Source organism: Microcoleus sp. Pol10D4, from assembly GCF_036701555.1.
Lineage (GTDB): Bacteria > Cyanobacteriota > Cyanobacteriia > Cyanobacteriales > Microcoleaceae > Microcoleus.
The window spans coordinates 130,482-157,379 of the sequence record NZ_JAUBRA010000007.1; the positions used below are offsets into that span (position 1 = coordinate 130,482).

General features: G+C 46.2%; 22 protein-coding genes and 1 tRNA gene. 12 read left to right on the forward strand and 11 right to left on the reverse strand.

The genetic code is table 11. The annotated features are described in order from the left end of the window. Window positions 1–184: 184 nt before the first annotated feature. Window positions 185–1,168, reverse strand: a complete 984-nt coding sequence (locus QUA36_RS06360; RefSeq protein ID WP_333453946.1) for a DUF1517 domain-containing protein — start codon at window positions 1,166–1,168, stop codon at window positions 185–187. A gap of 441 nt (window positions 1,169–1,609) precedes the next feature. On the opposite strand from QUA36_RS06360, the gene hemB reads away from it, so the two are divergent. Together hemB and QUA36_RS06370 are read left to right on the forward strand one after the other, a co-directional pair. After that, the gene (gene hemB, locus QUA36_RS06365) at window positions 1,610–2,593 is read left to right on the forward strand and encodes a porphobilinogen synthase (protein ID WP_333456218.1); all 984 of its coding nucleotides are present in this window, start codon (window positions 1,610–1,612) and stop codon (window positions 2,591–2,593) included. Between the two features lie 514 nt (window positions 2,594–3,107). Beyond that, a complete protein-coding gene (locus QUA36_RS06370) occupies window positions 3,108–3,596 on the forward strand; it encodes a GNAT family N-acetyltransferase (protein WP_333456220.1) in 489 nt (162 codons plus the stop codon). A gap of 281 nt (window positions 3,597–3,877) precedes the next feature. Here QUA36_RS06370 and QUA36_RS06375 read toward each other — a convergent pair whose 3' ends face one another. From QUA36_RS06375 to QUA36_RS06405, 7 genes are all read right to left on the reverse strand, one after another. Beyond that, on the reverse strand, window positions 3,878–4,813 hold the full coding sequence (locus QUA36_RS06375; RefSeq protein WP_333456222.1) for a HAMP domain-containing sensor histidine kinase: 936 nt from the start codon (window positions 4,811–4,813) through the stop codon (window positions 3,878–3,880). A gap of 25 nt (window positions 4,814–4,838) precedes the next feature. After that, complete coding sequence (locus QUA36_RS06380; protein ID WP_333451261.1) at window positions 4,839–5,432, reverse strand: L-threonylcarbamoyladenylate synthase; 594 nt, start codon at window positions 5,430–5,432, stop codon at window positions 4,839–4,841. A gap of 46 nt (window positions 5,433–5,478) precedes the next feature. Beyond that, window positions 5,479–6,366, reverse strand: coding sequence for a peptide chain release factor N(5)-glutamine methyltransferase (gene prmC, locus QUA36_RS06385; protein WP_333456224.1), 888 nt, complete (start codon window positions 6,364–6,366; stop codon window positions 5,479–5,481). Window positions 6,367–6,513: 147 nt separating this feature from the next. Beyond that, window positions 6,514–7,347 (reverse strand): Tic22 family protein, encoded by an 834-nt coding sequence (locus QUA36_RS06390; protein WP_333456225.1) that lies wholly within the window; start codon window positions 7,345–7,347, stop codon window positions 6,514–6,516. Between the two features lie 152 nt (window positions 7,348–7,499). Then, window positions 7,500–7,573: transfer RNA gene (locus QUA36_RS06395), tRNA-Pro, on the reverse strand. 326 nt (window positions 7,574–7,899) lie between these two features. Beyond that, window positions 7,900–8,451: a GNAT family N-acetyltransferase gene (locus QUA36_RS06400; RefSeq protein ID WP_172187348.1), complete on the reverse strand. Its 552-nt coding sequence runs from the start codon at window positions 8,449–8,451 to the stop codon at window positions 7,900–7,902. Window positions 8,452–8,656: 205 nt separating this feature from the next. Further along, the gene (locus QUA36_RS06405; protein ID WP_333456227.1) at window positions 8,657–8,788 is read right to left on the reverse strand and encodes a hypothetical protein; all 132 of its coding nucleotides are present in this window, start codon (window positions 8,786–8,788) and stop codon (window positions 8,657–8,659) included. Between the two features lie 170 nt (window positions 8,789–8,958). On the opposite strand from QUA36_RS06405, the gene QUA36_RS06410 reads away from it, so the two are divergent. The 4 genes from QUA36_RS06410 to hrcA all read left to right on the forward strand — a co-directional run bounded on the left by QUA36_RS06410 (window position 8,959) and on the right by hrcA (window position 14,372). Next, complete coding sequence (locus QUA36_RS06410) at window positions 8,959–9,684, forward strand: hypothetical protein (protein ID WP_006631881.1); 726 nt, start codon at window positions 8,959–8,961, stop codon at window positions 9,682–9,684. Window positions 9,685–10,397: 713 nt separating this feature from the next. Further along, on the forward strand, window positions 10,398–11,852 hold the full coding sequence (gene tnpC, locus QUA36_RS06415; RefSeq protein WP_333456229.1) for an IS66 family transposase: 1,455 nt from the start codon (window positions 10,398–10,400) through the stop codon (window positions 11,850–11,852). A gap of 208 nt (window positions 11,853–12,060) precedes the next feature. Further along, window positions 12,061–12,930 (forward strand): alpha/beta hydrolase, encoded by an 870-nt coding sequence (locus QUA36_RS06420; protein WP_333456231.1) that lies wholly within the window; start codon window positions 12,061–12,063, stop codon window positions 12,928–12,930. Window positions 12,931–13,229: 299 nt separating this feature from the next. Then, window positions 13,230–14,372, forward strand: coding sequence for a heat-inducible transcriptional repressor HrcA (gene hrcA / locus QUA36_RS06425; protein WP_445251234.1), 1,143 nt, complete (start codon window positions 13,230–13,232; stop codon window positions 14,370–14,372). 395 nt (window positions 14,373–14,767) lie between these two features. Here the strand turns inward: hrcA and QUA36_RS06430 are convergent, their stop codons facing one another. Further along, window positions 14,768–14,902 carry a hypothetical protein gene (locus QUA36_RS06430; RefSeq protein WP_333456233.1) on the reverse strand — a complete coding sequence of 45 codons (135 nt, stop codon included), beginning with the start codon at window positions 14,900–14,902 and terminating at the stop codon, window positions 14,768–14,770. A gap of 307 nt (window positions 14,903–15,209) precedes the next feature. On the opposite strand from QUA36_RS06430, the gene metG reads away from it, so the two are divergent. The 6 genes from metG (at window position 15,210) to QUA36_RS06460 (ending at window position 24,346) form a co-directional block, all read left to right on the forward strand. Then, complete coding sequence (gene metG, locus QUA36_RS06435; protein WP_333456235.1) at window positions 15,210–16,802, forward strand: methionine--tRNA ligase; 1,593 nt, start codon at window positions 15,210–15,212, stop codon at window positions 16,800–16,802. Window positions 16,803–16,907: 105 nt separating this feature from the next. Beyond that, window positions 16,908–17,513, forward strand: coding sequence for a LabA-like NYN domain-containing protein (locus tag QUA36_RS06440; RefSeq protein WP_006631885.1), 606 nt, complete (start codon window positions 16,908–16,910; stop codon window positions 17,511–17,513). Between the two features lie 176 nt (window positions 17,514–17,689). Then, window positions 17,690–18,889: an LPS export ABC transporter periplasmic protein LptC gene (lptC, locus tag QUA36_RS06445; protein ID WP_333166686.1), complete on the forward strand. Its 1,200-nt coding sequence runs from the start codon at window positions 17,690–17,692 to the stop codon at window positions 18,887–18,889. Between the two features lie 158 nt (window positions 18,890–19,047). Then, entirely contained in the window at window positions 19,048–19,248 is a 201-nt protein-coding gene (locus QUA36_RS06450) for a hypothetical protein (RefSeq protein ID WP_333456237.1), read from the forward strand. 393 nt (window positions 19,249–19,641) lie between these two features. After that, entirely contained in the window at window positions 19,642–22,437 is a 2,796-nt protein-coding gene (locus QUA36_RS06455) for an ATP-binding protein (protein WP_333456239.1), read from the forward strand. A gap of 4 nt (window positions 22,438–22,441) precedes the next feature. Further along, window positions 22,442–24,346, forward strand: a complete 1,905-nt coding sequence (locus QUA36_RS06460) for an EAL domain-containing protein (protein WP_333456241.1) — start codon at window positions 22,442–22,444, stop codon at window positions 24,344–24,346. 320 nt (window positions 24,347–24,666) lie between these two features. On the opposite strand, the gene QUA36_RS06465 is transcribed toward QUA36_RS06460, so the two are convergent. Both QUA36_RS06465 and ffh read right to left on the reverse strand, forming a co-directional pair. Beyond that, the gene (locus tag QUA36_RS06465) at window positions 24,667–25,275 is read right to left on the reverse strand and encodes a Uma2 family endonuclease (RefSeq protein ID WP_333166677.1); all 609 of its coding nucleotides are present in this window, start codon (window positions 25,273–25,275) and stop codon (window positions 24,667–24,669) included. Window positions 25,276–25,438: 163 nt separating this feature from the next. Then, entirely contained in the window at window positions 25,439–26,887 is a 1,449-nt protein-coding gene (gene ffh / locus QUA36_RS06470) for a signal recognition particle protein (RefSeq protein WP_333451245.1), read from the reverse strand. Between the last annotated feature and the right edge of the window lie 11 nt (window positions 26,888–26,898).

Consider the following 26,898-nt stretch of genomic DNA (forward strand, 5'->3'; position numbering starts at 1 on the left):
TAGCAGATGAATCACGCTGAATCATGATCTCTCAATACTAGCATTTGTTAAACAATCTTTTTTAACTCGATCGACCTCAAAAAACTCGTGTGAAATTGGCGTCTCAAAAGCAATTGGGTTCACCCGCCCCGCTTGGCTGTGGGATGGGGCGCGGCAGACAATGCTCCGCGCCCAGTCTTGCTCACTAAATCGATCGCAAATCAGGATAGCCCGCCAACATATCGTCAGCAGTCAGAGTGTCCCCGTTCGCTTGAGGAGTCCACAGCACCTCAACCGCCAGCAACTGCTCGCTCGATACTCCGCCAATCTGACGCAAAGCTTGGCGCAAATCTTCAGAGTTTTTCACTGCTGGCAATTGCAATTTGCCTTGAGTACCGACAATCACCGTCACCACAATAAATTCCCCAGGATCTGAATTCAAATCAGAAGCAACCAGCGCCCCATTTTCCTGCAAACCTGGCAGGATATTGCTGCTCCCTGCTTGCCGGAGCTGATTGTTATAATTCGAGAGCGTTTCTTCAGTAAATTTACTACGTTCTGCCAAAGAAAGTTGATTAAACTTAGCTTCGGCTGCTTCCAAGCGAGTTTGCACAGATTCAGCGCCCGCGTAAACCCAGTATTCAGGATGCCGCAGCAGCGCCAGAGTAGATTCTTGCAGCACTTGAGCACGACCTGTCGCTGTATCGGTATCCGCTTTTTGCGCTAAGGAGTCGAGTTCGGCTTGCAAACCGCGGGCCTCTGCTAGCAAACCAACTTGCAAGCGGGCGACAGATACAGTGGTAGTGGCGGCGCTGTTGCCGAGTTCGTCAGTTCCGCCCCCGGCGCGGCGGAAGCTTTGGACGAGGAAATTAGCGATCGAAATAAAAATCAAAATCGAGAACAGGCCACCAAACCCGCCCCCAAAGCCAAAAAACGGCAGCAAGAACGGGAAACCAAAGCCACCTCCGAAGCCGCCGCCCGGATAGTAGCCCCCTCCCGACGGTGCGTAAGTGCGACTAGGAGACGAGTAACTGCGCGCCGGAGCTCTAAAAGATCCGCCGCCGATGCGTCCTCCGCTGCGGGCAGCCAGAGCTCCATCAGCGTTACCGAGGGCTAGCGTCAGTACCAGACCGATCGCAAATAGTGATTTCAAAAGCGGTTTGATCTTTGAAATTAGTTGCTTGTACATAAGACCGTTACTATTCGATACATTTATAATTTACAGTCTATCCTCGCTTCTGGGCAGCCTGGTTATAGGTATGAAGCCAGCGAGATATCCGTACCAACCGATCCAACCACAGTTAGGCCTGAGTTTGCAAACGAGAAAAGCTAGAAAGGACTTGCATTCCTTACTACTTATATTCTTGCACCATTCTCAAGAGTCGGCTTTCGGGTCTGTTCCACAAAGACTGAATTTCCTGTGGGGAGTACGGGTTGGGATCTTCTAGCCCGCCCATAAAATGGTTATTGAGAATGGTGCAACATCTCAGTTACTACAAACGATCGACATCCTGGCTTTTACAGAACTTTACTTAAGTACAGGGCGATCGGCCAACAATAAGCTCTAGACTTTTAAAGAAACGCCGCGAGTCCTCAAAAACAAGGCTTTATCTACCGTAAAAAAAACATTATGTTTCCAACTCACCGCCCCCGCCGCCTCCGCAACCATCCCCAACTCCGCCGGATGGTACGCGAAAATATCTTGACAACCAGCGATTTAATTTACCCCCTATTTGCCGTACCGGGGGAATCTTTTGCTAAAGAAGTCACATCAATGCCGGGAGTTTACCAGCTATCGGTAGACAAAATAGTAGAAGAAGCAAAAGAAGTCTACGACCTCGGCATTCCGGCTATTATTTTATTCGGCATTCCCGCAGATAAAGACACAGATGCTACAGGTGCTTGGCACGACTGTGGCATCGTCCAAAAAGCAACGGAAGCAGTAAAAAAAGCCGTACCAGATTTAATCGTCATGGTCGATACTTGTCTGTGCGAATATACCAGTCACGGTCACTGCGGCTATTTGGAAGTCGGAGATTTAAGCGGCCGCGTCTTGAACGATCCCACACTAGAATTGCTCAAGAAAACCGCCGTTGCTCAAGCTAAAGCAGGCGCAGATATTATCGCACCTTCGGGAATGATGGACGGTTTTGTCGGAGCAATTCGTGAAGGATTGGACTCGGCTGGATTTGAAGATATTCCTATCATGTCTTACGCCGCAAAATACGCCTCAGCTTATTATGGCCCATTCCGGGATGCGGCCGATTCTGCTCCGCAATTTGGCGATCGGCGCACCTATCAAATGGACCCAGGAAACGGCCGCGAAGCTCTTAAAGAAATTGCTCTCGACATTGCCGAAGGCGCAGATATGCTCATGGTTAAACCCGCTTTAGCTTACATGGACATCATCTGGCGCGTGAAGGAAGCAACTAATTTGCCAGTTGCTGCTTACAACGTTTCTGGAGAATATGCGATGGTGAAAGCCGCCGCCCTCAACGGTTGGATAGATGAAGAAAGAGTAGTGATGGAAACTTTGACAGGATTCAAGCGTGCTGGTTGTGATTTGATTTTGACTTATCACGCCAAAGACGCCGCCCGCTGGCTGCAAAACTGATTCACTTGATTTGAGATTAGAGATTAAAGAATTGACTCCACAGCACAATCATCGGGTGTTTTCGTGGAGTCAATACCTCTATCGATAGATGATTTTTGAGGAAGCAATTAGGCAACAGACTAGCTATCGCTTACGCTTACCGATAAACGACGCCTCGAAACCGGGTTTTTACAGTTTCGGTGGGCTGTAACGAAATAGACGTGAGAAAAAACCCGGTTTCTCTGTAGATAAACTCCAAACCCCTAAAAAATCAGTCATTCCCCATCTAAAATCTGAAATCTAAAATCTAAAATCGTATGAGTTATAAGTTGGGAATTTTGACTCAAAGATTTTTTTACAGAATTTACCCCAAAAAGTATTAATAATCACTGAAATTAGTTAAAAAATATGTATAACTAAAAATAGTTTTGTAAATGGGGAACTAAATCCTTGATTGTTCCCACGCAAAATTAACTATACCCGCTAAGACAGTAAAAGTAACACAGTTTAGATACAACTTGAAGGCAGATTGAGCATGACATCAACGACTAGGGATTCCAGTCACATTCAATTTTGTATAGGTCGCGATCGCGCAGACATCGCACAGATCCAAGAACTATTTAAAGCCGCCGCCTTTTGGGCGAGGGAACGCAAGATAGAAGATTGGGAAATTGCGATCGCCAACAGCGAACCAGTTGTTACAGTTTGGGACGGCTCACGGGCGATCGGCTTTGCCAGAGCCACCTCAGATGGGATCTATCGAGCTACCATCTGGGATGTCGCCATTCACCCGGATTACCAAGGTGCAGGACTCGGGCGCAAATTAGTGCAAACCGTCTTGAGTCACCCTCGAATGTGCCGAGTAGAGCGAGTTTACCTGATGACAACTTACAAACAAAGCTTCTACGAGCGCATCGGTTTTCAGCCAAACGCTAGCACCACAATGGTACTTGAAAATCAGCTTCTCGAAGAGAATCTAGAATTAGAAATTAGCAACGGCCAATTGCTAACTGCTAATTGTTAAATAATCAGAAGATTGCCACCAAAATCTATAATATGTAGGGTGCGTAAGGGCGCACCTTACTACTTATAAATTACCCACAATCAGGACACAGCAGTGCCGTTTCCCTACAATTACAGGCAATCAGGACACAGCAGTGCCGTTTCCCTACAATTGATCGAGCGATAGTTATATTAAATCCGTTAGGATCGCAACGATATAAATGGAGGACACGGCAGTGCCCTGTCCCTACAATGTTCTCTCCCTTCTTCCTTCTTCCTTCTTCCTTCTTCCTTCTTCCTTCATCACAAAGTTGCCAAAGGAATAGAACACTGAGTCCGGTTAAAATTGCACTCTTCGGACTCAGAAGGTACAGCCAGAACCTCCAACTTTCCGCTCATCAAACTTAAAAGAGTCTGATTCATCAATAACCTCATTCCAGAAGACACCTGAGAATTATCGCTACTCTTGGTAACATCACACTCCAAATCGTGCTTCAGCAAATCCCAAGACTCGCTCCAAGCGCTCACTGAACGCTGATCGTCCACCCAAATGTGAACGTATCCAGATTCCGGCGAAGAATGCGCCGAAACAGAAATACTCCCCTCCTCCATCTGAGCCACAGCAGTATCTACCAAATTGACTAAAACTTGCCTAAACCTCGGCAAATCTGCCAATACATAAATCCCCGGATCTGGCGGCAATATCTCCAAACGAATGCCGCGATTAGCAGCTTGCAAGTAAGTTAAATCATCAACCTCGTCCAAAACCTTAGCTAACTGAATCGGCTCAATATCCATCGTTTCAGTGCCGTGTTCAGTTTTAGCAACAGAGATAATTTCATCTATTAATTTCACCAGCTTGAGTGCCGCGACGTGAGCTTGCTCGACAAACTCTCGTTCCTCAGCCGGATCGTCGCACAAATCCGAGAGAATTAATTGCAGCGTACCAATCATAGTGCTCAGGGGCGATCGCAACTCGTGAGAAGTCCGAGCCAAAAAACCCGCCTTAAATTGGCTCATCTCCGATGCCATCTGATAAGCCAATTGAGTTTGCTTAAGTTGGTCGGAAAGGGCATCAAACTTCTCTAAGTGAATTTCTTGAGGAGGAGGTGGCACTTTGGGTGCAGGTTCGGGCTGTTGCGAGCTTTTTTGCCGGCGGCGCCAAATCAAACTGCTTCCCAAACCCAGCCCCAGTCCCATACCTAAATATATAAATTCGCTCCAGCCGATCGGCGCCATATTGCTTTGCCTTGGAGTTTAGCTTTTAGCATTCTAACTCGATCGCGCCTTGTCGCAATATTTCCCAATGGCTGCCACTCCATTTAGCCACAGTGGAAGGCAAACTCGAAGCTGTTGCCGCTGTTGCTAATTCAGAAGGCACTAATGTCAAGACTTCGGGAAACACAGCCTCAATTTCTGCCACCGACTCCAGAGGCGGCTGACCGGATAAATTAGCGCTGGTAGTCGCCAAAGGGCCTGTCTGATCTAGAATTTTGAGCGCAAGGGGAAAGTTAGGAACTCGTACTCCGATTGTAGTCCGATCGATGGGATTGAGAGCCGCCGGGACTTTTGCCGAAGCCGGCAGTACCAAAGTTAACGCCCCCGGCCAATAGGATTCGGCCACTTGCTGCCACAACTTTAACTCTGCTGGACTCCCCTGCACGTAAGGCCACAAAGCTCTTGCCGATGCTGCCATCAAAATCAGCGGTTTGTCTTGACTGCGGCGTTTAGCGACAAAAATCAACTCCGAGCGATCGGGACGCGCAGCCAAAGCGGGTACAGTATCTGTAGGAAAACTGACGATATGATTACCAGAAATTGCCCCTTGAACTAGGGCATCGATCGAAACTTGTGTCATGAAATTTTAGATTTAAGATTGTAGAATTGCGGCATATTCTTGAAACCTAAAGACGATAGGCTAAAGCAAACCGATCGATCCCTGCTAAATCCGAAAATATCTGAACTTTGCCATAACTCCCGTGACTTTGCAGCATATCAGCTACCGCCTCAGCCTGTCCCGCCATCATTTCCACCAACCAAACTCCCCCAGATTCTAAATAATCGGGAGCCGTTTCTACCAAATGCCGAATGCACTCTAACCCGTCAAAACCGCCGTCTAAGGCCAGATGAGGTTCGTGCTTCAAAACTTCCGGTTCCAGAGTCAGCACCGTGCTGCTGGGAATGTAAGGGGGGTTAGACACCATGCCGCTGACTTGACCTTTGAGAAATTCTAGCGGTTCCCACCACGAACCTTGATAAAAATTAACTCGCGATCCAAAACCCAAATTCCCAGCATTCAGTCGAGCCACTGCCAAAGCTTCCGAACTGCAATCTACTGCATAAACCCTAGCATTTGTCAACGCACAAGCCAAGCCGATCGCGATCGCCCCGCTGCCCGTCCCCAAATCCACCCAATGCGATTTTGGATTGACACCATAGCTTTTAACAGCTTCCACAGCCAAATCGATCAGCAATTCCGTTTCAGGACGCGGAATTAGCACCGCCGGCGTTACTTTGAGCGAAAAATGCCGCCAATGTGCAACTCCCGTTAAATACTGCACCGGCACCCGTTCCTGTAAGCGCCGCTGCCACAATTGAGCAAGTTCAGATAAAGACAACTTTAATTCTATTTTTGGCAAATCTTTAAACGATTCCAAACGCAGAGCCAACCTATCCAAACCAGCCAGCTCTTTCAGTAGCCAGTCGATTTCTGCTAGGGGAATGTCAGAGGCGATCGCCTCGGTTTTAGCTTGATTCGCCCATTCCCAAAGCTCTAAACCAGAAACAAACATAAGGCTTTGTAATAATTGCTAATTGCTAATTGCTAATTGTTAATTGCTAATTGCTAATTCGTAAATAGTAGGTTGAGTCGAGAAACCCAACCTACTAATTAATGACTGATAACTGATGACTAATGACTGATGACTGCTGGCTAACTATTAGCGAGCCGGTCGAGCTGGAGCCGGAGCTGGAGCCGGCCGAGCTGGAGCCGGAGCCACCTGTGGATTTTGACCCCCACCAGCAGGTTGGAGCGATCGCACAAATTCCAGCGACTCCCGCGACGGAATCAAAATCATTTGGGTCAAAAACGGGTCATTCTCAGTGGGCAAAGCTTCCAAAATCCTCTCCAAATTCACTACCTCAATCTTAATTGTGGCAGTCACGTTCGGCTGCTGCTGCTTAAAAGCCTCGATGCTTTCCTGCAAGTCCTCCTTGTTAAAAAACAAGGGAAGCTCCACTTTCTCGCCTCGCTGAATCGTCAAAGGAATATTTTCCGGGCCACCTGTGGCAAAAAACAGAGGTACACCGTTGAACTCGTTAACTTGTTGCCCAGTCTGCTGAAGAACTGTTTTAGCCGACTGCACCTGCTGCGCCGCCGGAACAAAAGCAAACACCACCTGATCCGGCTTGCCTTTATTTTCTTGAGCGAGCCGATAAATTCCCCCCAGCGACACCAGCGTCACGCGCGCCGACGCCGCCAACTGAGGATTTCTGGTTTTCAGTTGATCGACAAAAGCTTGAGCGTCTTTCTGGCTGATGAAAATTCTCGCTAACGAAGCATTACCAGTTTGACCCTCACCTTGTTTGGGAACAGAAGTGATGACGAACGAATTCTGACCGTCGGTAATCATAAATACCGGCACCTCGCGCAATTTTTCCAAAATTTGCGGCTCCGGCAGTGCCAGTGCAGACATCTTGCCAATTGGGGAGGGGCCCAGCAGAGTGCAGCCGACAATTCCCAATATTGCGCCCAAACGAACTAATGATTTCATGTTTTTTCCATCAGGAGCGATCCTGAAACACATTAACGCAAAGACTGGCGAGTTAACACGATCGGCAAAAACTGCCTCAATTTGTTTTCATTTTGACAAAATGTAAACATCAGAGACAGTTATGCTTCAATCTATTATTTAACATTGTGCGATCGGGATGACAGGATTTGAACCTGCGACATCCTGCTCCCAAAGCAGGCGCGCTACCAAGCTGCGCTACATCCCGGTGGTATAGTTAGCTAACCTCTAACCATTAACACACAAAACCGCTTGCTTGTCAAGCTTTATTAAATATTTAGCTCTCCATGCAGCGAAGGCGAAGTTTTTTTCAGGTTGTGCGGTTTGACCCCACCCAAAAACCGATACCCGCCCCTGACTCCTATCGTGAGCTGCTCAAATCCACTGACAATACTTGCACAGCTTCATAACGGCCCTGATGCCGGGATACATCCAAGCGTAACTGAGGGCAGCGCACAGGTGCAGTCGGTGTTGGCAGCGTCAATATTGTATTGTATTTCCTCAACAAATCAACGCCGACTGGCACCTCGCTCGCTAATCTGGATACCAAAACATACCTTTAATCCCCTCTGGATCGGACATAAAGCCCAAATTGCGGTAAAAATCCACCACTTGAGGGTCAGCAAATAAGGTAATGTTGCTGATATCTTCACTGCGGAGTTTTTTTATGATGTATTTCATCAGCGCCTTGCCCATGCCTTTGCCCTGGTAGTCGGGATGAACTACTACATCCCAAAGCGTGGCATTAAAAGCATGGTCTGAAGTCGCTCTGGCGAAACCCACCAGCCGTCGCTGGCTGCCCCGCATCTCCCACATAGAGACGACTAGGAAGCTGTGCTGAATAGCTTTTTTGACTTTACGCAGGGGACGGCGGGACCAACCCACTGCATTACAAAGTTCTTCGAGTTCGTAGAGGTCAATGTCCCGATCGCAACTGAAAAAGATGCGAGCGTTGCCGCTGGCGGGTTTGCGAAACGTTGGGGAAAGCGGATCGCCTAACCCAACAGCCACATCTTCCTCAAAATCCGCTGTTTGGGGTACAGAGGCAGACTCAGAACTACTAAATAAGTTTTTCCAAAAACCCATGCAGGCGCGGTTAAGGTAGTAGAAGTTGGACGACGAGAAAGAGAACCAGACAGATAAACCCACTCCGATCGGCGTAGGATCAATTGCCGGTAGCCTCTTGAGGAACAGTTTACGGTACACTCATCTTACGCCGAAAACAGGGATTTGTCGTCCAACATTGAGTCTGCGCTTTTTTGATTCTGTCAAGTCTGGTAGAACTGTTCTGCTAGCCAGTGCCCGGACAACCCGCTTTTAAGGTAAAATTTGTTGCCGAACCAGGACAGAGACATTTTGGGAAATGCTTCTTTTGAGTGCCGCCGATCGCGCCGGAACTTATAGCCTTGGTAGGAAATACCACTGGAATGGCGCAACGGTGACATTCTCGTGATAAGTTCTCAGACAGATTTGACTTTTGCTTTTAGTGAGGAGACGGGCACAATTTAAGTCGAATCGTCGAATCGAAAATCCCATTGCCATAAGGCATGGAAGAGTCAATACCAGTATATCTCCCGCACCTTCTCCTCAATTATGGCTTCGGGTTTAAAACCATCTACACTAGAACTTCTCAAGCGCTTTAACCGAGCGTTTCCGCAGTTTTATGAGCAATTTGTCAGCAGCGAAATCCAGTTGCAAAACCTCAAATTAGCTTACCAGCTTTACAAAACTCGGCAAGCAGTCATCGAAATCCGAGCCGAAGGTAACAAAAGTGCCCTGCATTTTGCTTACCGGAACCAGTCTTTTCTATTGAGCGATATTTTTGGAGTGCTCGCAGCCTATGGACTGACGATTCACAGTCTGAGTCTGTACGGTCAAATTTACCCGCCGATGCTGGTATTTATCAAATTGGTCGTATCTCGCGGTGGCAAGGTACTGGCAGATAAAACAGCAGAAAACGTCTGTAGAGCCGTTCGAGAGGCCTTAGCAGGGCATTTTGAGGTTGAAGAGATGTTGGCGGTGGAATTTAATTTAGACGCGGGTTTAGAAGATGTGGCAACTGAATTCTACGTCGATCCGGTTTTCCACTTGCCAGCTTTGCTGATTGAAGCAGATAATCAACCTGGACTTTTTTACAAAGTTATGTATGCCATCTGGCAAGAGGATTTGTTGGTAGTAAATGCTAATTTGCTGGTTTGGCGGGGGCGAACTCGCCTGATTCTCTACTTGTTGGGGCCCAATGAAAGTTTAATTCCCGAGTATCTGGGGCAGAAAATCGCTGAGGGGGTGCGACAAAGATTGCTAGGCGAGCGATTTTAGGCCAAGCTGCCGATGCTCCCTAAATAACTAGATTTCTATAAGTAGACCTGAGTTTGCAGAAGTTTTCCAGTGAGATAGGGTAAAAAGCTCGGCAAAATTGTTCCTACAAACGAGTGTAGATAGCGGTTCTCATAAACATGGGACACGCCGAAACGATGTTGTCAAGCTTTTTAAGTTTTACAGCGCCTACTTACTTAAATAAGCTCGCGGGACTACAGGCAAAAGTCACAAATATCCGAAAAAATTCGCTTATAAAATTACGTATCACCTCGCCCAAAACTAAGGATAGCTAACGCTAGCTATAGAATTAACAGATTCAATAATTGTTGAATGGTAACAATTTACTTTATTCAATCATTGAATGTAGGAGGTAGTAATGTAATTTGTAACTAGCCTACAAAAAAATCTAATTTGACACTGAAATACCCAGGGTTTATGACTCTCAACTCTGCTAAATATGGGGAAATTATTGGCGCAAAAAGCCCTTAAAAAATCGCGTTGATTTATGTCGCAATTGCGCTCATACAGCAGAGCGTCAATTTAAGATCGCGCGTAAGTATTCAGGTCAAAAATAGTTGAAAGTCCAGGAATCTGGTAGTCAGATGAGGGAAAAACAAGAGTCAGCAGCACTGAAAATTAAAATAGTTGAGCAGTGGAGCTATGAAGAACTGGTCAAACTCGTTGGGAGTACAGAAATATGGTAATGTAATCAGATGAGCGAAAAACCAGAGTTAACAGCACTAAAAATGGAAGTAGTTGAGCAGTTAAGCCGTGAGGAACTGATCAAAATTGTGCTGACACAACAGAAGCTCATAGAAAAATTACAACAAGAACTCGAAAAGCTCAAAGAGAAACAGCCGAGTAATAGTAAGACATCATCGAAACCTCCATCCAGCGATCTACTACAGAAATCAGAGAAAGCCTCTTCTGAGAACTCCTCCTCCTCAGAGTCCGAACCCAAGCGCAAACCAGGAGGACAGCGAGGACATATCGGCAAAACCCGAAAAGGATTTGGGCGAGTAGATAGATATCAAATCAGCTCTCCTGACTTTTGTGAGCATTGTGGCAGCAAAGAATTAAGTGAGATAATTGGTTACAGCAAGCAGCAGGTAGCTTGTTTGGTCGCTAAACCAATTGAAGTAGTGGAATATCAACGGGTGAAGTGTCAGTGTAATGAATGCGGAGCAATGGTGATTGGCTCACCAGCATCCGGGATAGTCCCAGGACAAGACTTAAGTATCGACCTACAAGCATTATTGGTATGGTTAGGTAATTATGGACATATATCCTATGAAAAGCAACAAGAATTCCTGCGGGAATTAGGTGGCATTGAAATTGGTATAGGCACATTACAAGCCACAAATGGGCGGGTAGCCGATGCCGTCAAGCCTGCCATTGAAGACTTGTGGAAATGGGCACCGTTACAAGCGAACGTCCATGTCGATGAAACCCCTTGGTGTGTCAAGGGAGTCAAAGAATGGTTATGGACAGCTACGGGTCAAGATTTTTGCCTGTTTCATGCTGCGGATACTCGGAGTAGAGCCGAATTAGAGACGATGCTGGGGAACGAGTTTGCTGGTGTGTTGAGTTCCGATGATTTTAGCGTATATAACGGTATTGTGGTTGGAGCGCAGCAAAAATGTCTAGCCCATCTACGGCGACATTTTAAGAAAATTCTTCAAATTAGTCACGGTAACAATACAGTCGTCGCCTCTGCGTTCTTGGAATTAATTGATGAGGCATTTCGACAACATCGAAAATGGCGCGAACACGCTGAAGAACTCGATTATCACACTTGGGCGAAGGAGTTTAAGGTCAGACTGGCAGAATTGTTAAATACTTGGCAAGGTCAGGTTGGTTATGCCGCTGGACTTTTACTGCGGTCGTTACAGAATAAAGCGCACCAATGGTGGTATTTTTTAGACCATCCTGAAATTCCCCCTGACAATAATTTGGCGGAACGTTCTCTGCGATTAGCCGTGACTAAACGTAAGGTATCTGGTGGTTCCCGGTCAATGTCTCGGTTTGAACAAACTGCTGATTTGCTATCTGTGATTCAGACTTGTAGATTTCAAGGTAAAAGTGCAATGGCTTTTTTCCGTGATGCTCTATCTGCCCATTCTTGTAACTTTTTCATGCCTTCTCTGATTCCACAATCAAAGACCTGAATCCTTACGATCGCGCTTTGCAGCAGGAAGTAAGCGGTAAATCGATAAAGTTGAGTCTTTTTGACTTACTTATAGCGCTTCTTGGGTAGATGAGGTAAACAATTCAACTGAAAAAGCTTGATAACACAGGGTTTCGGCTTACTCCATCTTTCTGAGAAAGGCTATACATAGGTTTACATCGGTCTTATGGAGCGGGTAGGATAAAAGTATGGCAACAATCGACATCCTAGGGGTTCGGCACGCTTACGATTTGACGGCTCCGACTGCAACTTCCCCGGCTCTGGTATTTGTCCACGGCTGGCTGTTAAGCCGCCACTACTGGCAACCTTTGACCGATCGCTTGGCATCAAACTATCAGTGCCTTACCTACGATTTGCGGGGGTTTGGCGATTCTCAATCCGACGGTGGCGTTCATCATGGGCATTCCGAACCGCTAAATTCCTGCTACACTCCCGCAGCTTACGCTCGCGATTTGGAACTTTTACTCGAAAAACTCGATATATCTTCTGCTTGGCTGGTGGGACACTCTCTGGGAGGTACGATCGCCCTTTGGGGAGCCAGCAAATTCTCCGATCGCGTTAAAGGCGTTGTCTGCATCAATGCAGGGGGCGGCATCTATCTTAAGGAAGAATTCGAGCGGTTTCGATCGGTCGGCAAGCAGCTAGTGAGAATGCGTCCCGGCTGGCTGCCTCGCTTGCCGTTAGCAGATTACGTGTTTGCCCGCGATTCTGTAGCCCGCTCGATCGGCAGATCCTGGGGACGGCAGCGCTTAATAGATTTCGTGGGAGCTCATCCAGAGGCAGCTTTGGGGGCTTTATTGGACTCCACCACAGAAGCGGAGATTCACCTATTGCCACAAATTGTGTCCCAACTCAAGCAGCCTGTTTATTTTATTGCCGGTACTAAAGACAAAATTATGGAACCAAAATACGTGCTGCATTTGGCTAGCTTTCACTGGATGTTCCAAGGTTGCGGCGAGAATGTCCTTCAGCTACCCGATTGCGGCCATTTGGCAATGGTGGAACAGCCGGATGCAGTGGCTAGTTACCTGCAAAATATTCTTAAAGAACACACTTAAAGGGCATTTGCTAAAGCGAAACCGAGGAATGGGGCATTGGGCAAATCTCCGGTTCGGGGAAGCGAAGCTTCCCAAATAGAAAGTTACAAGTTAAAAGTTAAAACATTTTTCCCTGTTCATTCCCTCAACATCGATCCGTAAAATCACGTACACAATCCGTAAAATCACGTACATAATCTGTTGCTGAACTTCCTTCGCCTAAATCTGTTATCTTAAATAGATAACTCTGCCCGATCGCCCTTAAGGACAGAGCTTCTGACTCGATAGTGGCAAATTGTCTGAATACTAATTCTGCTTAAATATCTGTGCGCGTTAACCTCACCGATCGGCAACAACACATCCTTTGGGCAACGGTTCGCCACTACATAGCTACAGCGGAACCCGTTGGCTCAAAAGCTTTGGCTGATGAATTCAACCTCAGCGTCAGCCCAGCTACAATTCGCAATGCGATGGGGACTCTTGAAAAAGCTGGACTGCTTTATCAGCCCCACACTTCGGCAGGACGAGTCCCCTCTGACTCCGGCTACCGAATTTACGTAGACCAGTTGATTCAGCCCTCTGATACGCTGGCCCGCAAGGTGGAACAGGTACTAGACCAGCTCAATTGGTCGGACGGCCGCATGGACGCGGCACTCCGTGGCGCTGCTCAAATCCTGGCAACTATCAGCGGTTACATAGCCATGATCACCATACCGCAAACCAATATGGCTTGCTTGCGCCACTTGCAACTGGTGCAGCTAGAGCCGGGAAAGGTGATGCTGATCGTGGTGACGGATGCTTACGAAACTCAGTCGGTTTTGGTGCAGTTGCCGAGGGACGCAGAAGGTAACACGCCTGATGTCGAAATCGTCGATCGCCAGTTGCAGATTTTGTCGAATTTTTTGAACAGCAAGCTGCGGGGACGATCGCTCTCGGAACTCTCGGCTGTAGACTGGAGCGAGTTAGACCGGGACTTTGAGCTGTACGCTGAGTGGATGGGAACCATGCTGACTGCTTTGAGCAGCCGCCAAAGCAATCCAACCTACACGCGGATTTTGATCGGCGGTTTGGCAGAAGCGCTGCGCTTGCCTGAGTTTTCGCAGTTACAGCAAGTTCAAACCCTGGTGCAATTGCTCGAACAAGAGCAGGAACTGCTTTGGCCTTTGATTTTTGAATCGCCGGAGTTGGAGACGCCAGGGAAGCGGGTAACGGTGCGTATTGGTTCGGAAAATTCCTTAGAACCAATTCGTGGCTGTACTCTGATTTCTTCGACTTACCGCCGGGGATCAGTGCCGGTGGGTAGTGTTGGGGTTTTGGGGCCGACGCGGATGGTTTACGAAAATGCGATCGCGGTTGTGGAAGCTGCTGCTGATTATTTGTCAGAAGCTATTGGTGGAAATCGAGTTAGTTTTCCTGATGGCGATCGAGGGCGATCGGATAATCCCTTGTTAGATGCACCCTAATTTGATAGCCCTAAGCTTAACTGGCTTGGGGTTTTATTGTCTGTGGATGTACTCACAACCTTTAAAAACAGGGTTTGGTGACAAAAAACCTAGGCTTTTATCCTACATTCCACACCCTGGGGTATTATAAGCATAATTACGCAGAAAACTATATCTCCAAAGTAACAAATTATGCCTTTAAAAAGTTATTTAACCGTCAATATACGGTAATATAGTATAATTTATAGTTTTATTGCTGGATCAAAATAAGTAAAAACCGATAGTGACAGTTGAGGGTGCGGAATGTGGGTTTGATACTCTTTTTGGGGTAAGAAACTAAAGCTTCGCGCTTGACAAGAAAGTTTCGTAAACAACCCTGTTTCTCCGTCCATGAGCGGCTCGGAAAGTGGTAGGAGTTAGGGGCGATCGACCTTCCAGGGATCGAGAGAAAGATATGGCGATGGCGAGCGATCGGGCATTGACAGAAAGTGGTCGCGGAGCGTTAGTCCAACGGCGGGTTTAGCAGCCCAACTGACGAGTTTTGTTGCCAACCGGGTGGGCGGCTAAACCCGCTCTAGGGATAGCGGCTACGACCAATGAATAGATGAGGCGCGTACCCTGGGATCGTCGATTCCCAAGGCAGCAGAATGTCAAAATATTAAGACATTTTAGAGAGTTCGTCAAAAACAACTAAAAAAGATTAGTGTGGATAGGAAAGCAATATTTCTTTTGGGAATAGCCCGGGTTAGACAATTGCAAATAACTTGCAGTGAATTTGGCTTGATTGCTACTCCATAAAAAATTTAACCGCTGAGTTAAGATCGAAACGGAATTTAGGGAATTTTCTTTTAGCATTCAATGAAATCGACTGATAAAACTAAGAATACCTTTGCGATAACAACGCCTCTGTATTATGTAAACGATTTACCTCACGTTGGCAGCGCTTATACGACTATGGCTGCGGATGCCCTAGCCCGATTTGAGAGGCTGCGGGGCAAATCTGTTTTGCTGGTTACGGGGACGGACGAACACGGGCAGAAAATTCAGCGGACAGCCGAGAGTTTGGGACGATCGCCCCAAGCTCACTGCGATTCAGTGGTTCCGGCGTTTGAGGCGCTGTGGGAGCAACTCGACATCCAGTACGATCGCTTCATCCGCACAACTTCGCGGCGTCACGAGTACATTGTCAAAGAATTTTTCCAGCGCGTCTGGAACTCCGGTGACATCTACTTGAACCAGCAACAAGGCTGGTACTGCGTCTCCTGTGAAGAATTTAAGGATGAACGGGAATTGTTGCCGGGAAATCGGTGTTCTGTCCACACCAGCAAGGAAGTTGAGTGGCGCGACGAGGAAAATTACTTTTTTCGCCTGTCGCGGTATCAAGACCAACTGCTGGTCTTGTACGCAGAACGTCCCGACTTCATCGCGCCGGAAAGCCGACGCAACGAAGTGCTCAGTTTCGTCAACTCTGGACTGCAAGACTTTTCGATTTCTAGAGTGAATCTAGCATGGGGTCTGCCAATGCCAGTTGACCCCAGTCACAGCATCTACGTCTGGTTTGACGCTTTGCTGGGATACGTCACCGCCTTGCTAGATCCGGACAGCGACCCGATGTTGGAGAATGCTTTATCTAAATGGTGGCCGGTTGACTTGCACTTGATCGGCAAAGATATTCTTCGCTTCCACGCAGTTTACTGGCCGGCAATGCTGATGTCAGCGAATCTACTGGTGCCGGGTCGCGTTTTCGCACATGGGTTTTTGACCAAAGACGGCAAAAAAATGGGGAAAACGGAGGGTAATACTTTAAACCCTGTTGAATTGGTCAACAAATACGGCGCTGATGCAGTACGTTACTATTTCCTCAAAGAAATTGAGTTCGGAGAGGACGGCGATTTTAACGAAACTCGGTTTATCAATATATTGAATGCTGAGCTAGCAAATGATTTGGGAAATTTGCTTAATCGTACCCTAAACATGGCTCGCAAATATTGCGGTGGCTCCGTACCGAATGTGTTGGCAGAAAACATTGACGGCGACAACCTTCTCAAGGCTATGAGCCGGGATTTGGGCGAGCAAGTAGCGAGTTTTTACGAAGACTTGGCTTTTAGCAAGGCTTGCGAAGCCGTGCTTGCATTAGTTCGAGCCGGGAACAAGTTTATTGACGTGCAAGCGCCTTGGAGTTTGTACAAGCAGGGACAGATCGAAAGTGTTGAACAAGTGCTATATTCTGTTCTGGAATCTGTTAGACTAGCATCTTACCTTTTATCGCCGATTATTCCGAATATCAGCAATGCTATCTATCAGCAGCTAGGTTTTTCAATTGACTTTAACGATCGGGTTACAGTTAACAGTTTAGCGAATTTTGCAGCTCATGCTGCCTGGGGCGCTTTGCCTGCAAACCAAACTCTGGGGGAACCCCAACCTGTTTTTAAGCGGATCGAACTGCTGTAAACAGTACCTTCATAGTTGGCAGCCAGCGCTCTGGGTGTTATGACAGACTACGAATTAGCAGTTATTTCCTTACCAATCTTTCATAAAAATTGAGGCATAACAATCATGTTGAATAGAATAGAAAGCAATGACCTTTTTACGCCGGAACAGGTGCTAGAAAATCGGGGTCGAGTAGCAATTTTTATTGACGGCTCTAACCTTTTTTACGCGGCTTTGCAGTTAGGAATTGAGATTGATTACACTAAGCTGCTGTGCCGTTTAACTGCGGGCTCGCGGCTGCTGCGCTCTTTCTTCTACACGGGTGTCGATCGCACAAACGAGAAACAGCAGGGGTTTTTGCTGTGGATGCGCCGCAACGGCTACCGGGTGATTTCTAAGGATTTGGTACAGTTGCCAGATGGTTCTAAGAAGGCGAATTTGGATGTAGAAATCGCTGTGGATATGATGGCTTTAGTGGGATCTTACGATACGGCGGTTCTGGTGAGCGGTGATGGCGATTTGGCTTATGCTGTGGATGCTGTGAGCTATCGCGGTGTGCGGGTTGAGGTGGTGAGTTTGCGATCGATGACGAGCGACAGTTTGATTAATGTAGCCGATCGCTATATCGATTTGGAAATGATTAAGGACGACATCCAAAAAACATCTCGCCCTAATTATGCTTACCGCCCTTTGTCGGGTCTGAGCTTGATGGAGGAACACGACGACAGATAGGGATTTGGTAATGGGTAATTGGTAACGGGGAATGGGTGATGGTTAATGGGTTGAATCATTGAGAATTAGAAGTTAAAAATTTAGACCAAGTATGACACATTTTTAATTTTTGATTAATTGTTTTTCAATACCCAATTATTAATTACCCATTACCCATTACCAATTCCCAATTACCAATGATTAATCTCAAATCCCAAATTCCGAATCTCAACTCCCCAAAATTGAGGCTGTTATTTTTAGCAGCACTGATTTTGGGGATTGGTGCTTGTGCGGTTCCGCAAGAGACTCAAAAAAACAAATTAGCTGAGGATCTCCAAACTGCTCAACAATCAAACAGCACTTTAACTTTGAACAAAGTAACCCTAGAACAAGCAAACGAAAAGGGCGAGACGTTCTGGAAAGTAAACTCGCAAAATGCCGTTTACAGCAAAGACAAAAAGATAGTTAACGTTCAGAAACCCGTGGGCAAATTGTTTCAGGACGGCAAAGAAATTTACGACATTCAGGGAGAAACGGGGCAGGTATTTCAGGAAGGAAATCAGGTTTTTCTCAAAGGTAACATAGTCGCTACTGACCTGAAAAATGGAGTGGTATTGCGGGGCAATGAGTTGGAGTGGCGGCCAAAGGAGGATATTTTAGTTGTCCGCAACAATTTGACGGGAGAGAACAAACAGGTGACGGCTTCAGCGAAGGAAGCGCGGGTTTTCAGCAGGGCTAAGAGGATGGAGTTATTCGGTTCGGTGGTGGCAAATGTTAAAGATCCGGTTTTGCAATTGCGAACCGAGCACTTAGTGTGGTTTGTGGAGCAACAAAAGGTAAACAGCGACCAACCGACTCAAATTGACAGATACAAAGATAAAATAGTAACAGACAGCGGTTTTGCCGACCAAGTAGATGTAGACTTAAAAACCAAGATTGCGACGCTGACAAAAAACGCTCAGTTGATGCCATCAGACCCGCCGCTGCAAATAGAAAGCAGTTTGATGAGTTGGAATTTTCCGGCGCAATCTGTGGTGTCGCCTGGGCCTGTGAAGGTTTTTCACCGCGTGGAAAAGGTGACGATGACTGGGGATACGGGTCGGGGAGATTTAGAGAAAAAAATCTTTTATTTGACGGGAAATGTGGTAGGAATCGGGGAAAAACGTCAAGCTCAATTAAATACCGATCGCGTAACTTGGTATTTAACTAACCAGACTTTTGATGCGGAAGGAAATGTGGTTTACAAGCAACTAAATCCGGTGTTTAATTTGACAGGGCCGAGGGCGGCGGGAGAGTTGAAAAATCAAACTGTGATTGTCAAAGGTGACGGTGGCGGTGGTCAAGTGGTTACGGAATTTGTACCGGACGAGTACAAGGGAACTTTGGGACAGCAATAATTGCGATCGCAGATGCGGGCAGATGAACACCCATAAACGCAAATCTAATTAAGATTAGATTGAGCAAGCAGGGGTTGGGATGACAACAAATTTACAAACAATTTTAGAAAGGCTTGATGAACCTATCTTAATTGACTGATTAAGTTGGAGAGAGTTTAATGCTGTTGAATTGCATATCTCGCCTCCGGGGGGTGCGGCTGTCGTTTTTAGATGGGGTGTGGGAGATTAGACTTATGCCTGGAAGAAAAAACGAAACTGCCAAACAGCGGATTTCAACGCTATCTCGCTCAGCCCCCTATGTTTCCGGCGATCGTCCGTGCAGCCAAATCTTTTTCAGCTTCGCATCTGATTCAACATGAACTAATGGCAATGTTTAGTTTAGGGTTGATTGAGGCACTATGCACTCTACATTATTAGGACTTACGCATAGATCCTCCAAACGCCTTGACCAAGGGACTTTCAAGTGGCTGCCGGGAGCGGTTCCGCCTTTTTGAAGCGGTTTCTCCCTTTTTAAGCGTTGGTCTGAGGATCAGGATGGCTGTGGGTTTCAGACCGTATAATGCGTAAGTCCTGAATATAATTGTATGCTTAGATCACTTCATATTGAGGTCAAGACCTACAAGTAAATGGAGGTGTACTCAAGGTGTACTCAATATAGAGGGAATCAAGAATTTCCTTAGAGCTGACTTTAAAAGACCAAGGGTGAGCGACTGTCGTTATTGATACAATCCAAATACTAAAATGACTCCGCCATGACACTAAGCGCAAGTGAGAATGAACTTGCAAAAAACCCTCAAAAAATCCCGCTGCGCCTCGTCTTAGTCGTACCATTCGTCCTGCAAATCTTTGCTGCTGTGGGGCTGACAGGTTGGCTCTCGCTACGTAACGGCAAAACTGCCGTCAACAACGTTACTAGCCAATTACGAACAGAGGTACTCGCCCGCATCAATCAACAATTAAACACTTACTTGGAAACGCCCCATTTGGTCAATGCCATCAGCGCCGATGCCATTCGCCGCTTTGGATTATGGAATCCAGACAATATGGGTTCTATGAGAAGCTACTTCTACTGGCAGCTCAAGCAATTTTCCACTGTTAGTTACATCAGTTTTGGAGGGGAAAAAAAAGAATACGCGGGTGCTGGATATAAGGATGATGGCAGTGTGGTTATTGAAATAACCGATCGATCTACTAATTTTCTCAATACGATCGTCAAGGTAGATGGAGAGGGCAACCCGACTCAGTTTAAGGAAACCCACCCAGACTACGATCCCCGCATTCGGCCCTGGTATCAAGCTGCAAAAGTTGCAGGCAAACCCCAATGGAATAAAATTTATCAATATTATATTCAACCTAGCCTAGGAATCTCCGCTAGCCGACCTGTTTACGATAAGAATGGTACTTTTCGAGGAGTTGTAAGTACGGATCTATTTCTCTCAAAAATCGGCGACTTTCTCCAAACTTTAAAAATTGGTAGATCGGGAAAGACTTTCATCATCGAACGCTCTGGCTTGCTAGTGGCTTCTTCCACCGCCGAAAAGCCATTTATCAAAAGCCAAAATCGCCCACAAACGCAACGATTAAAAGCGATTGAAAGCAGTGTACCTTTGATCAAGGGTACAGCGCAACATTTAATAGAACGCTTTGGTAACTTTACCGAAATTGACAGCAACCAGCAACTAGACTTCATGCTAGATGGTCAGCGGGAATTCGTGCAAGTATCCCCATTCCAAGATGGTCGAGGTCTTGATTGGCTGATTGTTGTAGTCGTTCCAGAAGCCGACTTTATGGAACAGATTAATGCCAATACCCGCAGCACTATCCTACTCTGCATTTTAGCGTTAGTGCTAGCGACGTTGTTAGGAATCCTCGCCTCCCGCTGGATTACCCATCCTATTTTTATTTTGAGTAAAGCGAGTAAAGCGATCGCTAGCGGTCAATTAGACCAAAAAGTAGACGTAAATGGGATAGATGAACTGGGAGTTCTCGCTCAATCTTTTAACCAAATGGCACAGCAATTGCGCGAGTCTTTTGCTGCTTTAGAAAAGACCAACTCAGATCTAGAAAATCGAGTAGAAGAACGAACAAGTGAGCTAAAAGAGGCAAAAATTGCCGCTGATACTGCTAACCATGCCAAGAGCGAATTCCTCGCCAACATGAGCCATGAACTCCGCACACCCCTGAACGGAATTCTAGGATACTCTCAAATTATGGAACGCGATAAAACTACCACTCCTAAACAAAAAGATTCTATCCACATTATTCACCAGTGTGGTTCGCACTTACTCACGCTGATTAACGATATTTTAGACATTTCTAAAATTGAAGCCCGTAAAATGGAACTTTACAGTTCAAATTTTAATTTTTCTTCTTTTTTGATCGGGGTTTTGGAAATGTGCCACATCCGAGCTGAACAAAAAGAAATTACGTTTAATTATCAAGTCTTAAATCAACTTCCTAACGCTGTCAATGCTGATGAAAAACGACTGCGCCAAGTTTTGATTAACCTTTTGGGCAATGCTATTAAATTTACAGAAAAAGGTGGTGTTATTTTTAAGGTAGGCGTAATAGGTGAGGGGGAAGACTCCGACCAATCACAACTTACTAAAATTCGTTTCCATATCCAAGATACGGGGATTGGAATGGCACCAGAACAGTTAGAAAAAATATTTTTACCGTTTGAACAAGTCGGAAATAGCCAGCAGAAGGCAGAAGGCACTGGGTTAGGATTAGCGATCGCACAGAAAATTGTTCAACTGATGGGAGGCGAAATAAAAGTCGAAAGTATACTCGGTCAAGGCAGCATTTTTTACTTTGATTTAGAGTTAACTCAATCATCGGAATATATTGAGTACACTTCGAGAGATAATTTAATCAATTTAACGGGATTTAAAGGAAATAAAAATAAGATCATGATAGTAGATGATCGATTTGAAAATCGAGGTTTTCTTATAAATCTTTTAGAGCCACTAGGTTTTCAAATCATGGAAGCTTGTGATGGAAAAGAGGGCTTAGATAAAGCTGCTGAGTTTAAACCTGATCTGATTATCACAGACTTAGTGATGCCAGTAATGGATGGATTTGAAATGTCGAGGCGCTTCCGAAAGTCATCAGAGTTTAAGGATGTAATATTGATAGCATCCAGCGCCAGCGTGTTTGAATTCGATCGGCAAAATAGCCAAGAAGCAGGTTGTAACGAGTTCCTGTCAAAGCCTATCCAAGTAGAAGAATTGCTAGAAGTATTAAAAAATTACTTACAAATAGAATGGATTTACGAGCAACCTGCGGATTTGGCGAACCAACAGCAGGAAGGTTTCACTGATTTATTAAACGTTCAGAGTGATGAGCTTGTGATACCGCCATCAGCAGAGCTGGTAGCGCTGTTTAATGCAGCTCGGATCGGCGATATTGAAGTGGTTGAGCAGGAAGCCAATAGACTCAAGCAGATAGACGGCAACTATATACCATTTGCTAATAAAATCTTGCAATTTGCCAAAAATTTTGAAGAAAAAGAACTACTAGCTTTTGTAAAAAAACATTTGGGCTAATAAAATGGTTAACAAAAAAGACAATGTAATTTTAATTGTTGACGATAACCCGAATAACCTAAAACTTCTGTTCGATTTTTTGAAGGAGTCAGGCTTCAAGGTTTTAGTAGCTAAGGATGGGGAAAGTGCTATTGATAAGCTACAACAAGTTTTGCCAGATATCATATTGTTAGATGTGATGATGCCGGGGATAGATGGGTTTGAAACCTGCTACCGCTTAAAAGCATCGGTGGCCACGAAAGATATCCCTGTGATTTTTATGACAGCTCTTACGGATCGCGTGGATAAGGTGAAAGGTCTGTCACTGGGGGCAGTAGATTATATTACCAAACCCTTTCAGCAAGAAGAGGTCCTAGCCCGCGTGCAAATACACCTGAGACTGCGAAATTTGACCAAGACGCTGGAAGAGCAAAATGTGCTTCTCAAAGAGGAAATTGAAGCGCGAAAAGAGGCGGAAGCGGCCTTGCAGAAACTCACTTCTGAGTTAGAGGAACGGGTGGCTTCTCAAACGGCTGAACTTAGACAAGCCTGCAACGAGCTTGAACAGGCTCAAGTTCAGTTGCTGGAAAGAGAAGAAAAATTAGGACATGATGCTTTTCACGACGCGCTAACGGAGTTGCCTAACCGCGCTTGGTTTATGAATCGGCTGCAACAGGCGATCGACTTGTCGTACAAACGTGAAGATTATCTATATGCGGTGCTATTTATTGATCTAGATCGTTTTAAAGTAGTGAATGATAGCCTCGGACATTTGGTTGGGGATCAATTACTAAAAAGCATTGCTCGTCAACTGCAAGTTTGTTTACGCCATACAGATGCAGTTGCGAGGTTTGGAGGAGATGAATTTGTGATCTTGCTGGAAGATATTCAAGATATTGATGAACCAAACAGGGTGGCTGAACGCATCCAAAATCAATTAAGGCAGCCGTTTAATTTGAATGATTATGAAGTATTTACCGAGATCAGCATTGGAATTATCGTTAGCACAATGGGTTATGAGCGCCCAGAAGACGTACTCAGAGATGCGGATATTGCTATGTATTATGCTAAAGCTCAAGGTAGAGGGCGTTACGAAATTTTCGATCCAGCTATGCAAACTGTGGCGATGACGCGCTTGCAGTTGGAGAACGACTTGAGAAGGGCGATCGCGCTACAAGAATTTTGCGTTCACTACCAGCCAATTGTCTCCCTTTCTACCGGGCAACTGAGTGGCTTTGAAGCTTTGGTGCGCTGGTATCACCCATCTGGCAGAATGTACCCGCCTGCTGAGTTTATCCCTGTGGCTGAAGAAACTGGTTTGATCAATGAACTGGGGTGGTGGGTTTTGCAGGAAGCTTGTCACCAGATCAGTATTTGGCAGCAACAGTTTCCCCAAACACCTCCCTTGGCGATTAATGTCAATCTTTCCCCCGTGCAGCTCAAGCAAGTAAACCTAGTCAATCGAATTGAGGAGATTTTGCAGCAGACTGGCTTTCCAAGTTACTGTTTAAAATTAGAGATTACTGAAAGTTGCATTTTAGAAACAGTATCCAGGGAAGAAAAGATGTTGAAGCAGCTAAAAGCTCTAGGCATTCTGTTGTGTATCGATGACTTTGGCACGGGCTATTCTTCTTTAAGCCGCTTACACGAGTTTCCCATTGATACCTTAAAGATTGACCGCTCTTTTGTGAGCCGCATAGGGTTAGACAACAGCGGCGTAGAAATTATCCAGACAATTGTGACGCTGGCTCGCAGCCGAGATATGGATATTGTGGCAGAAGGCATAGAAACGCCAACACAGCTACAGAAACTGCGAGAGTTGGGGTGTGAGTTGGGGCAAGGATATTTATTTTCTAGGCCTGTAGACAGCGAAAAGGCAACCGAACTATTAGGCTTAAAAGTAGGGCTAGCAAGCTGGCCTGACATCTAGTTTGGCTCAATAAATTTTAGGAAACTCTTGTGGGATAGGCTCAAAAGCCTACTCTCATCATCATGCGAACTCAATTCTGCTGGGAATTAATAGTTAGTTTGGGTGGGATTTTTGGTATTTTATGAATTTATAAAATTTACGTCATGCCGGAACGTTAATTTTTAGGAATTCCTAGCGGGTTTATGCTCAGTAACACAGAATTTCCGATATTTTGATTCACTATTGTCTCGGACGATCGACTTTGAGTCGCACTCTTGCAGTGGATGCTGCCCCTTGGGGGGTGCGGAATCGGGGATTGCGAATTTGGTATCAAAAACTCTCTAACGCCACACTCGCCTTAAATTCAACACAAATCCTGGCAATACGTCTTCCCCGGATAACTCGGCAGGATTGATTAATATTTCTACTTCTACTTGTTGTCGATAAATCTCTACCTGCCGGTTTTGCGGGTCAATCAACCAGCCCAATCTTGCGCCGTTGTCGATGTATTCCCGCATCTTAGTTTGAAGGGTGGAGAGACTATCAGATGCCGAGCGCAATTCTACTACAAAGTCTGGACACAGGGGAACGAAGCCTTGGCGCTGTTTTGGAGTTAGTGCCTCCCAGCGAGTTCGACTCACCCAGGAAGCGTCGGGAGAACGGCGAGCACCATTGGGGAGGATGAATCCAGTAGAAGAGTCAAAACCTTCTCCTAAATCCTCGTGTGCTTCGCACCAGCGATCAACTTGCCCGCTGATGCTGAGATTGCGGCTGCCTGATTCTCCTCCTGTGGGTGGATTCACTATTAATTCTCCTGCGGCGGTTCTCTCTAATCTCAAGTCGGGATTTGCCAATGCTAGGGCCTCGAATTGCTCGCTACTGACAACAATCCCGATCGCGTTTGGCAATTCTATAGATATGGTTTCTGGTTCAGTAAATATTTGTACCATATTCAATTCCAGTTTTTTTTAGATTGAACTCGGCAACAAAAAAAAGTTAAAAGACTCTCGCACGGGGTGGGGCGGGTTTAGGAGATTGTGTGTTTTAGGCAATTATGATCGGTGAACCCGCCCCTACAATTTTTTGACAATCGTGCAATATGTTTGACGCTTTCTACAACTGTCCGAAACCTTTTTTAGGCTTATCTTTTTTCTTTTTCTTCTTCTGCTGGGCACCCATATAGCCACGGGAACCGGGCTGCATTCCGGGGCCGCCCATTCCTGGCATTCCAGGCATTCCGGGTAATCCTCCCATTCCTGTAAAGTTGCCTTGACTCATTTGCTGCATCATAGTACGCATTTTCTGAAAATCGCTAACCAGTTTAGTTACGTCGTTTTCAGCGTAGCCTGCGCCTTTGCCGATGCGGCGGCGGCGGGATGGAGAACTTGCTAAAAGTTCGGGATTGCGGCGTTCTTCAACTGTCATCGAATTAATCATGGCTTCGGTGCGTTTTAGCTGCACTTCTCCCTGCCGCATTTGTTCGTCTGAGAGTTTGTTCATCCCCGGAATCATTTTCATGATGCCGCCGAGGGAACCCATATTTTTTAACAGTCTGGTTTGTTTGAGAAAGTCGGTAAAGTCAAACTTTGCCGTGAGCATTTTCTCTTGCATTTTTTCGGCATCGGCGATGTCAAATTCTTCTTGCGCTCTTTCTACTAGCGTCAAGACATCGCCCATGCCGAGAATTCTCGATGCCATGCGATCGGGATAAAATGGTTGCAATGCTTCCACTTTTTCGCCGACGCCGACAAATTTAATCGGCGCGCCGGATATTTGCCGCACGGATAAGGCTGCACCGCCGCGGCTGTCACCGTCTAATTTGGTTAAGATTGCGCCGGTAATGCCGATTTGTTCGTGAAAGGTGCGGGTTAAATTGGCTGCTTCTTGGCCGGTCATGGCATCAACAACTAACAGCGTTTCGTGGGGTTGTACTGTTTGTTTGATGCGGCCCAATTCTGCCATCATATCTTGGTCGATTTGCAGGCGGCCTGCTGTATCGACGATGATGGTATCAATGCCGATTTGTTTGCCGTGTTCGATGCCTTGGCGGGCAATTTCTACGGGGTCAATGTCTTTGCCTAATTCAAATACTGGTACGTCAATTTGTTTGCCGAGGGTCAGCAATTGGTCGATCGCGGCTGGTCGATAAATGTCGGTTGCGACTAGCAGTGCGGTACGATTTTGTTTGCGGAGGTGGAGTGCTAGTTTGGCGGTAGCTGTGGTTTTCCCGGTTCCTTGCAAACCTGCCATCAGGATCACTGTGGGCCCGGAGTCTGCGGTGGCGAGAGGTACGTTGGTTTCCCCCATGACGCGCACGAGTTCGTCGTGGACGATTTTAATGAATTGTTGATCGGGACGGACGCCTGAAACGACTTCTGCGCCTTGTGCTTTTGCCGCTACCTCTGAGATGAAGTTTTTGACGACTTGGAGGTTGACATCGGCTTCCAGGAGGGCGCGGCGGACTTCTTTGAGGGCGTCTTGAATGTTGGACTCGGAGATTTTATTCTGTCCGCGCAGTTTTTTCCAGGTGGATTCGAGTCGATCGGCAAGGGCTTCAAACATAGGGCATTGTT

Coding starts and splice junctions, on each gene's coding strand:
- QUA36_RS06360 (WP_333453946.1), bottom strand. CDS start 1,168: ATGTACAAGCAACTAATTTCAAAGATCAAACCGCTTTTGAAATCACTA.
- hemB (WP_333456218.1), top strand. CDS start 1,610: ATGTTTCCAACTCACCGCCCCCGCCGCCTCCGCAACCATCCCCAACTC.
- QUA36_RS06370 (WP_333456220.1), top strand. CDS start 3,108: ATGACATCAACGACTAGGGATTCCAGTCACATTCAATTTTGTATAGGT.
- QUA36_RS06375 (WP_333456222.1), bottom strand. CDS start 4,813: ATGGCGCCGATCGGCTGGAGCGAATTTATATATTTAGGTATGGGACTG.
- QUA36_RS06380 (WP_333451261.1), bottom strand. CDS start 5,432: ATGACACAAGTTTCGATCGATGCCCTAGTTCAAGGGGCAATTTCTGGT.
- prmC (WP_333456224.1), bottom strand. CDS start 6,366: ATGTTTGTTTCTGGTTTAGAGCTTTGGGAATGGGCGAATCAAGCTAAA.
- QUA36_RS06390 (WP_333456225.1), bottom strand. CDS start 7,347: ATGAAATCATTAGTTCGTTTGGGCGCAATATTGGGAATTGTCGGCTGC.
- QUA36_RS06400 (WP_172187348.1), bottom strand. CDS start 8,451: ATGGGTTTTTGGAAAAACTTATTTAGTAGTTCTGAGTCTGCCTCTGTA.
- QUA36_RS06410 (WP_006631881.1), top strand. CDS start 8,959: ATGGCTTCGGGTTTAAAACCATCTACACTAGAACTTCTCAAGCGCTTT.
- tnpC (WP_333456229.1), top strand. CDS start 10,398: ATGAGCGAAAAACCAGAGTTAACAGCACTAAAAATGGAAGTAGTTGAG.
- QUA36_RS06420 (WP_333456231.1), top strand. CDS start 12,061: ATGGCAACAATCGACATCCTAGGGGTTCGGCACGCTTACGATTTGACG.
- metG (WP_333456235.1), top strand. CDS start 15,210: ATGAAATCGACTGATAAAACTAAGAATACCTTTGCGATAACAACGCCT.
- QUA36_RS06440 (WP_006631885.1), top strand. CDS start 16,908: ATGTTGAATAGAATAGAAAGCAATGACCTTTTTACGCCGGAACAGGTG.
- lptC (WP_333166686.1), top strand. CDS start 17,690: ATGATTAATCTCAAATCCCAAATTCCGAATCTCAACTCCCCAAAATTG.
- QUA36_RS06450 (WP_333456237.1), top strand. CDS start 19,048: ATGCTGTTGAATTGCATATCTCGCCTCCGGGGGGTGCGGCTGTCGTTT.
- QUA36_RS06455 (WP_333456239.1), top strand. CDS start 19,642: ATGACACTAAGCGCAAGTGAGAATGAACTTGCAAAAAACCCTCAAAAA.
- QUA36_RS06460 (WP_333456241.1), top strand. CDS start 22,442: ATGGTTAACAAAAAAGACAATGTAATTTTAATTGTTGACGATAACCCG.
- QUA36_RS06465 (WP_333166677.1), bottom strand. CDS start 25,275: ATGGTACAAATATTTACTGAACCAGAAACCATATCTATAGAATTGCCA.
- ffh (WP_333451245.1), bottom strand. CDS start 26,887: ATGTTTGAAGCCCTTGCCGATCGACTCGAATCCACCTGGAAAAAACTG.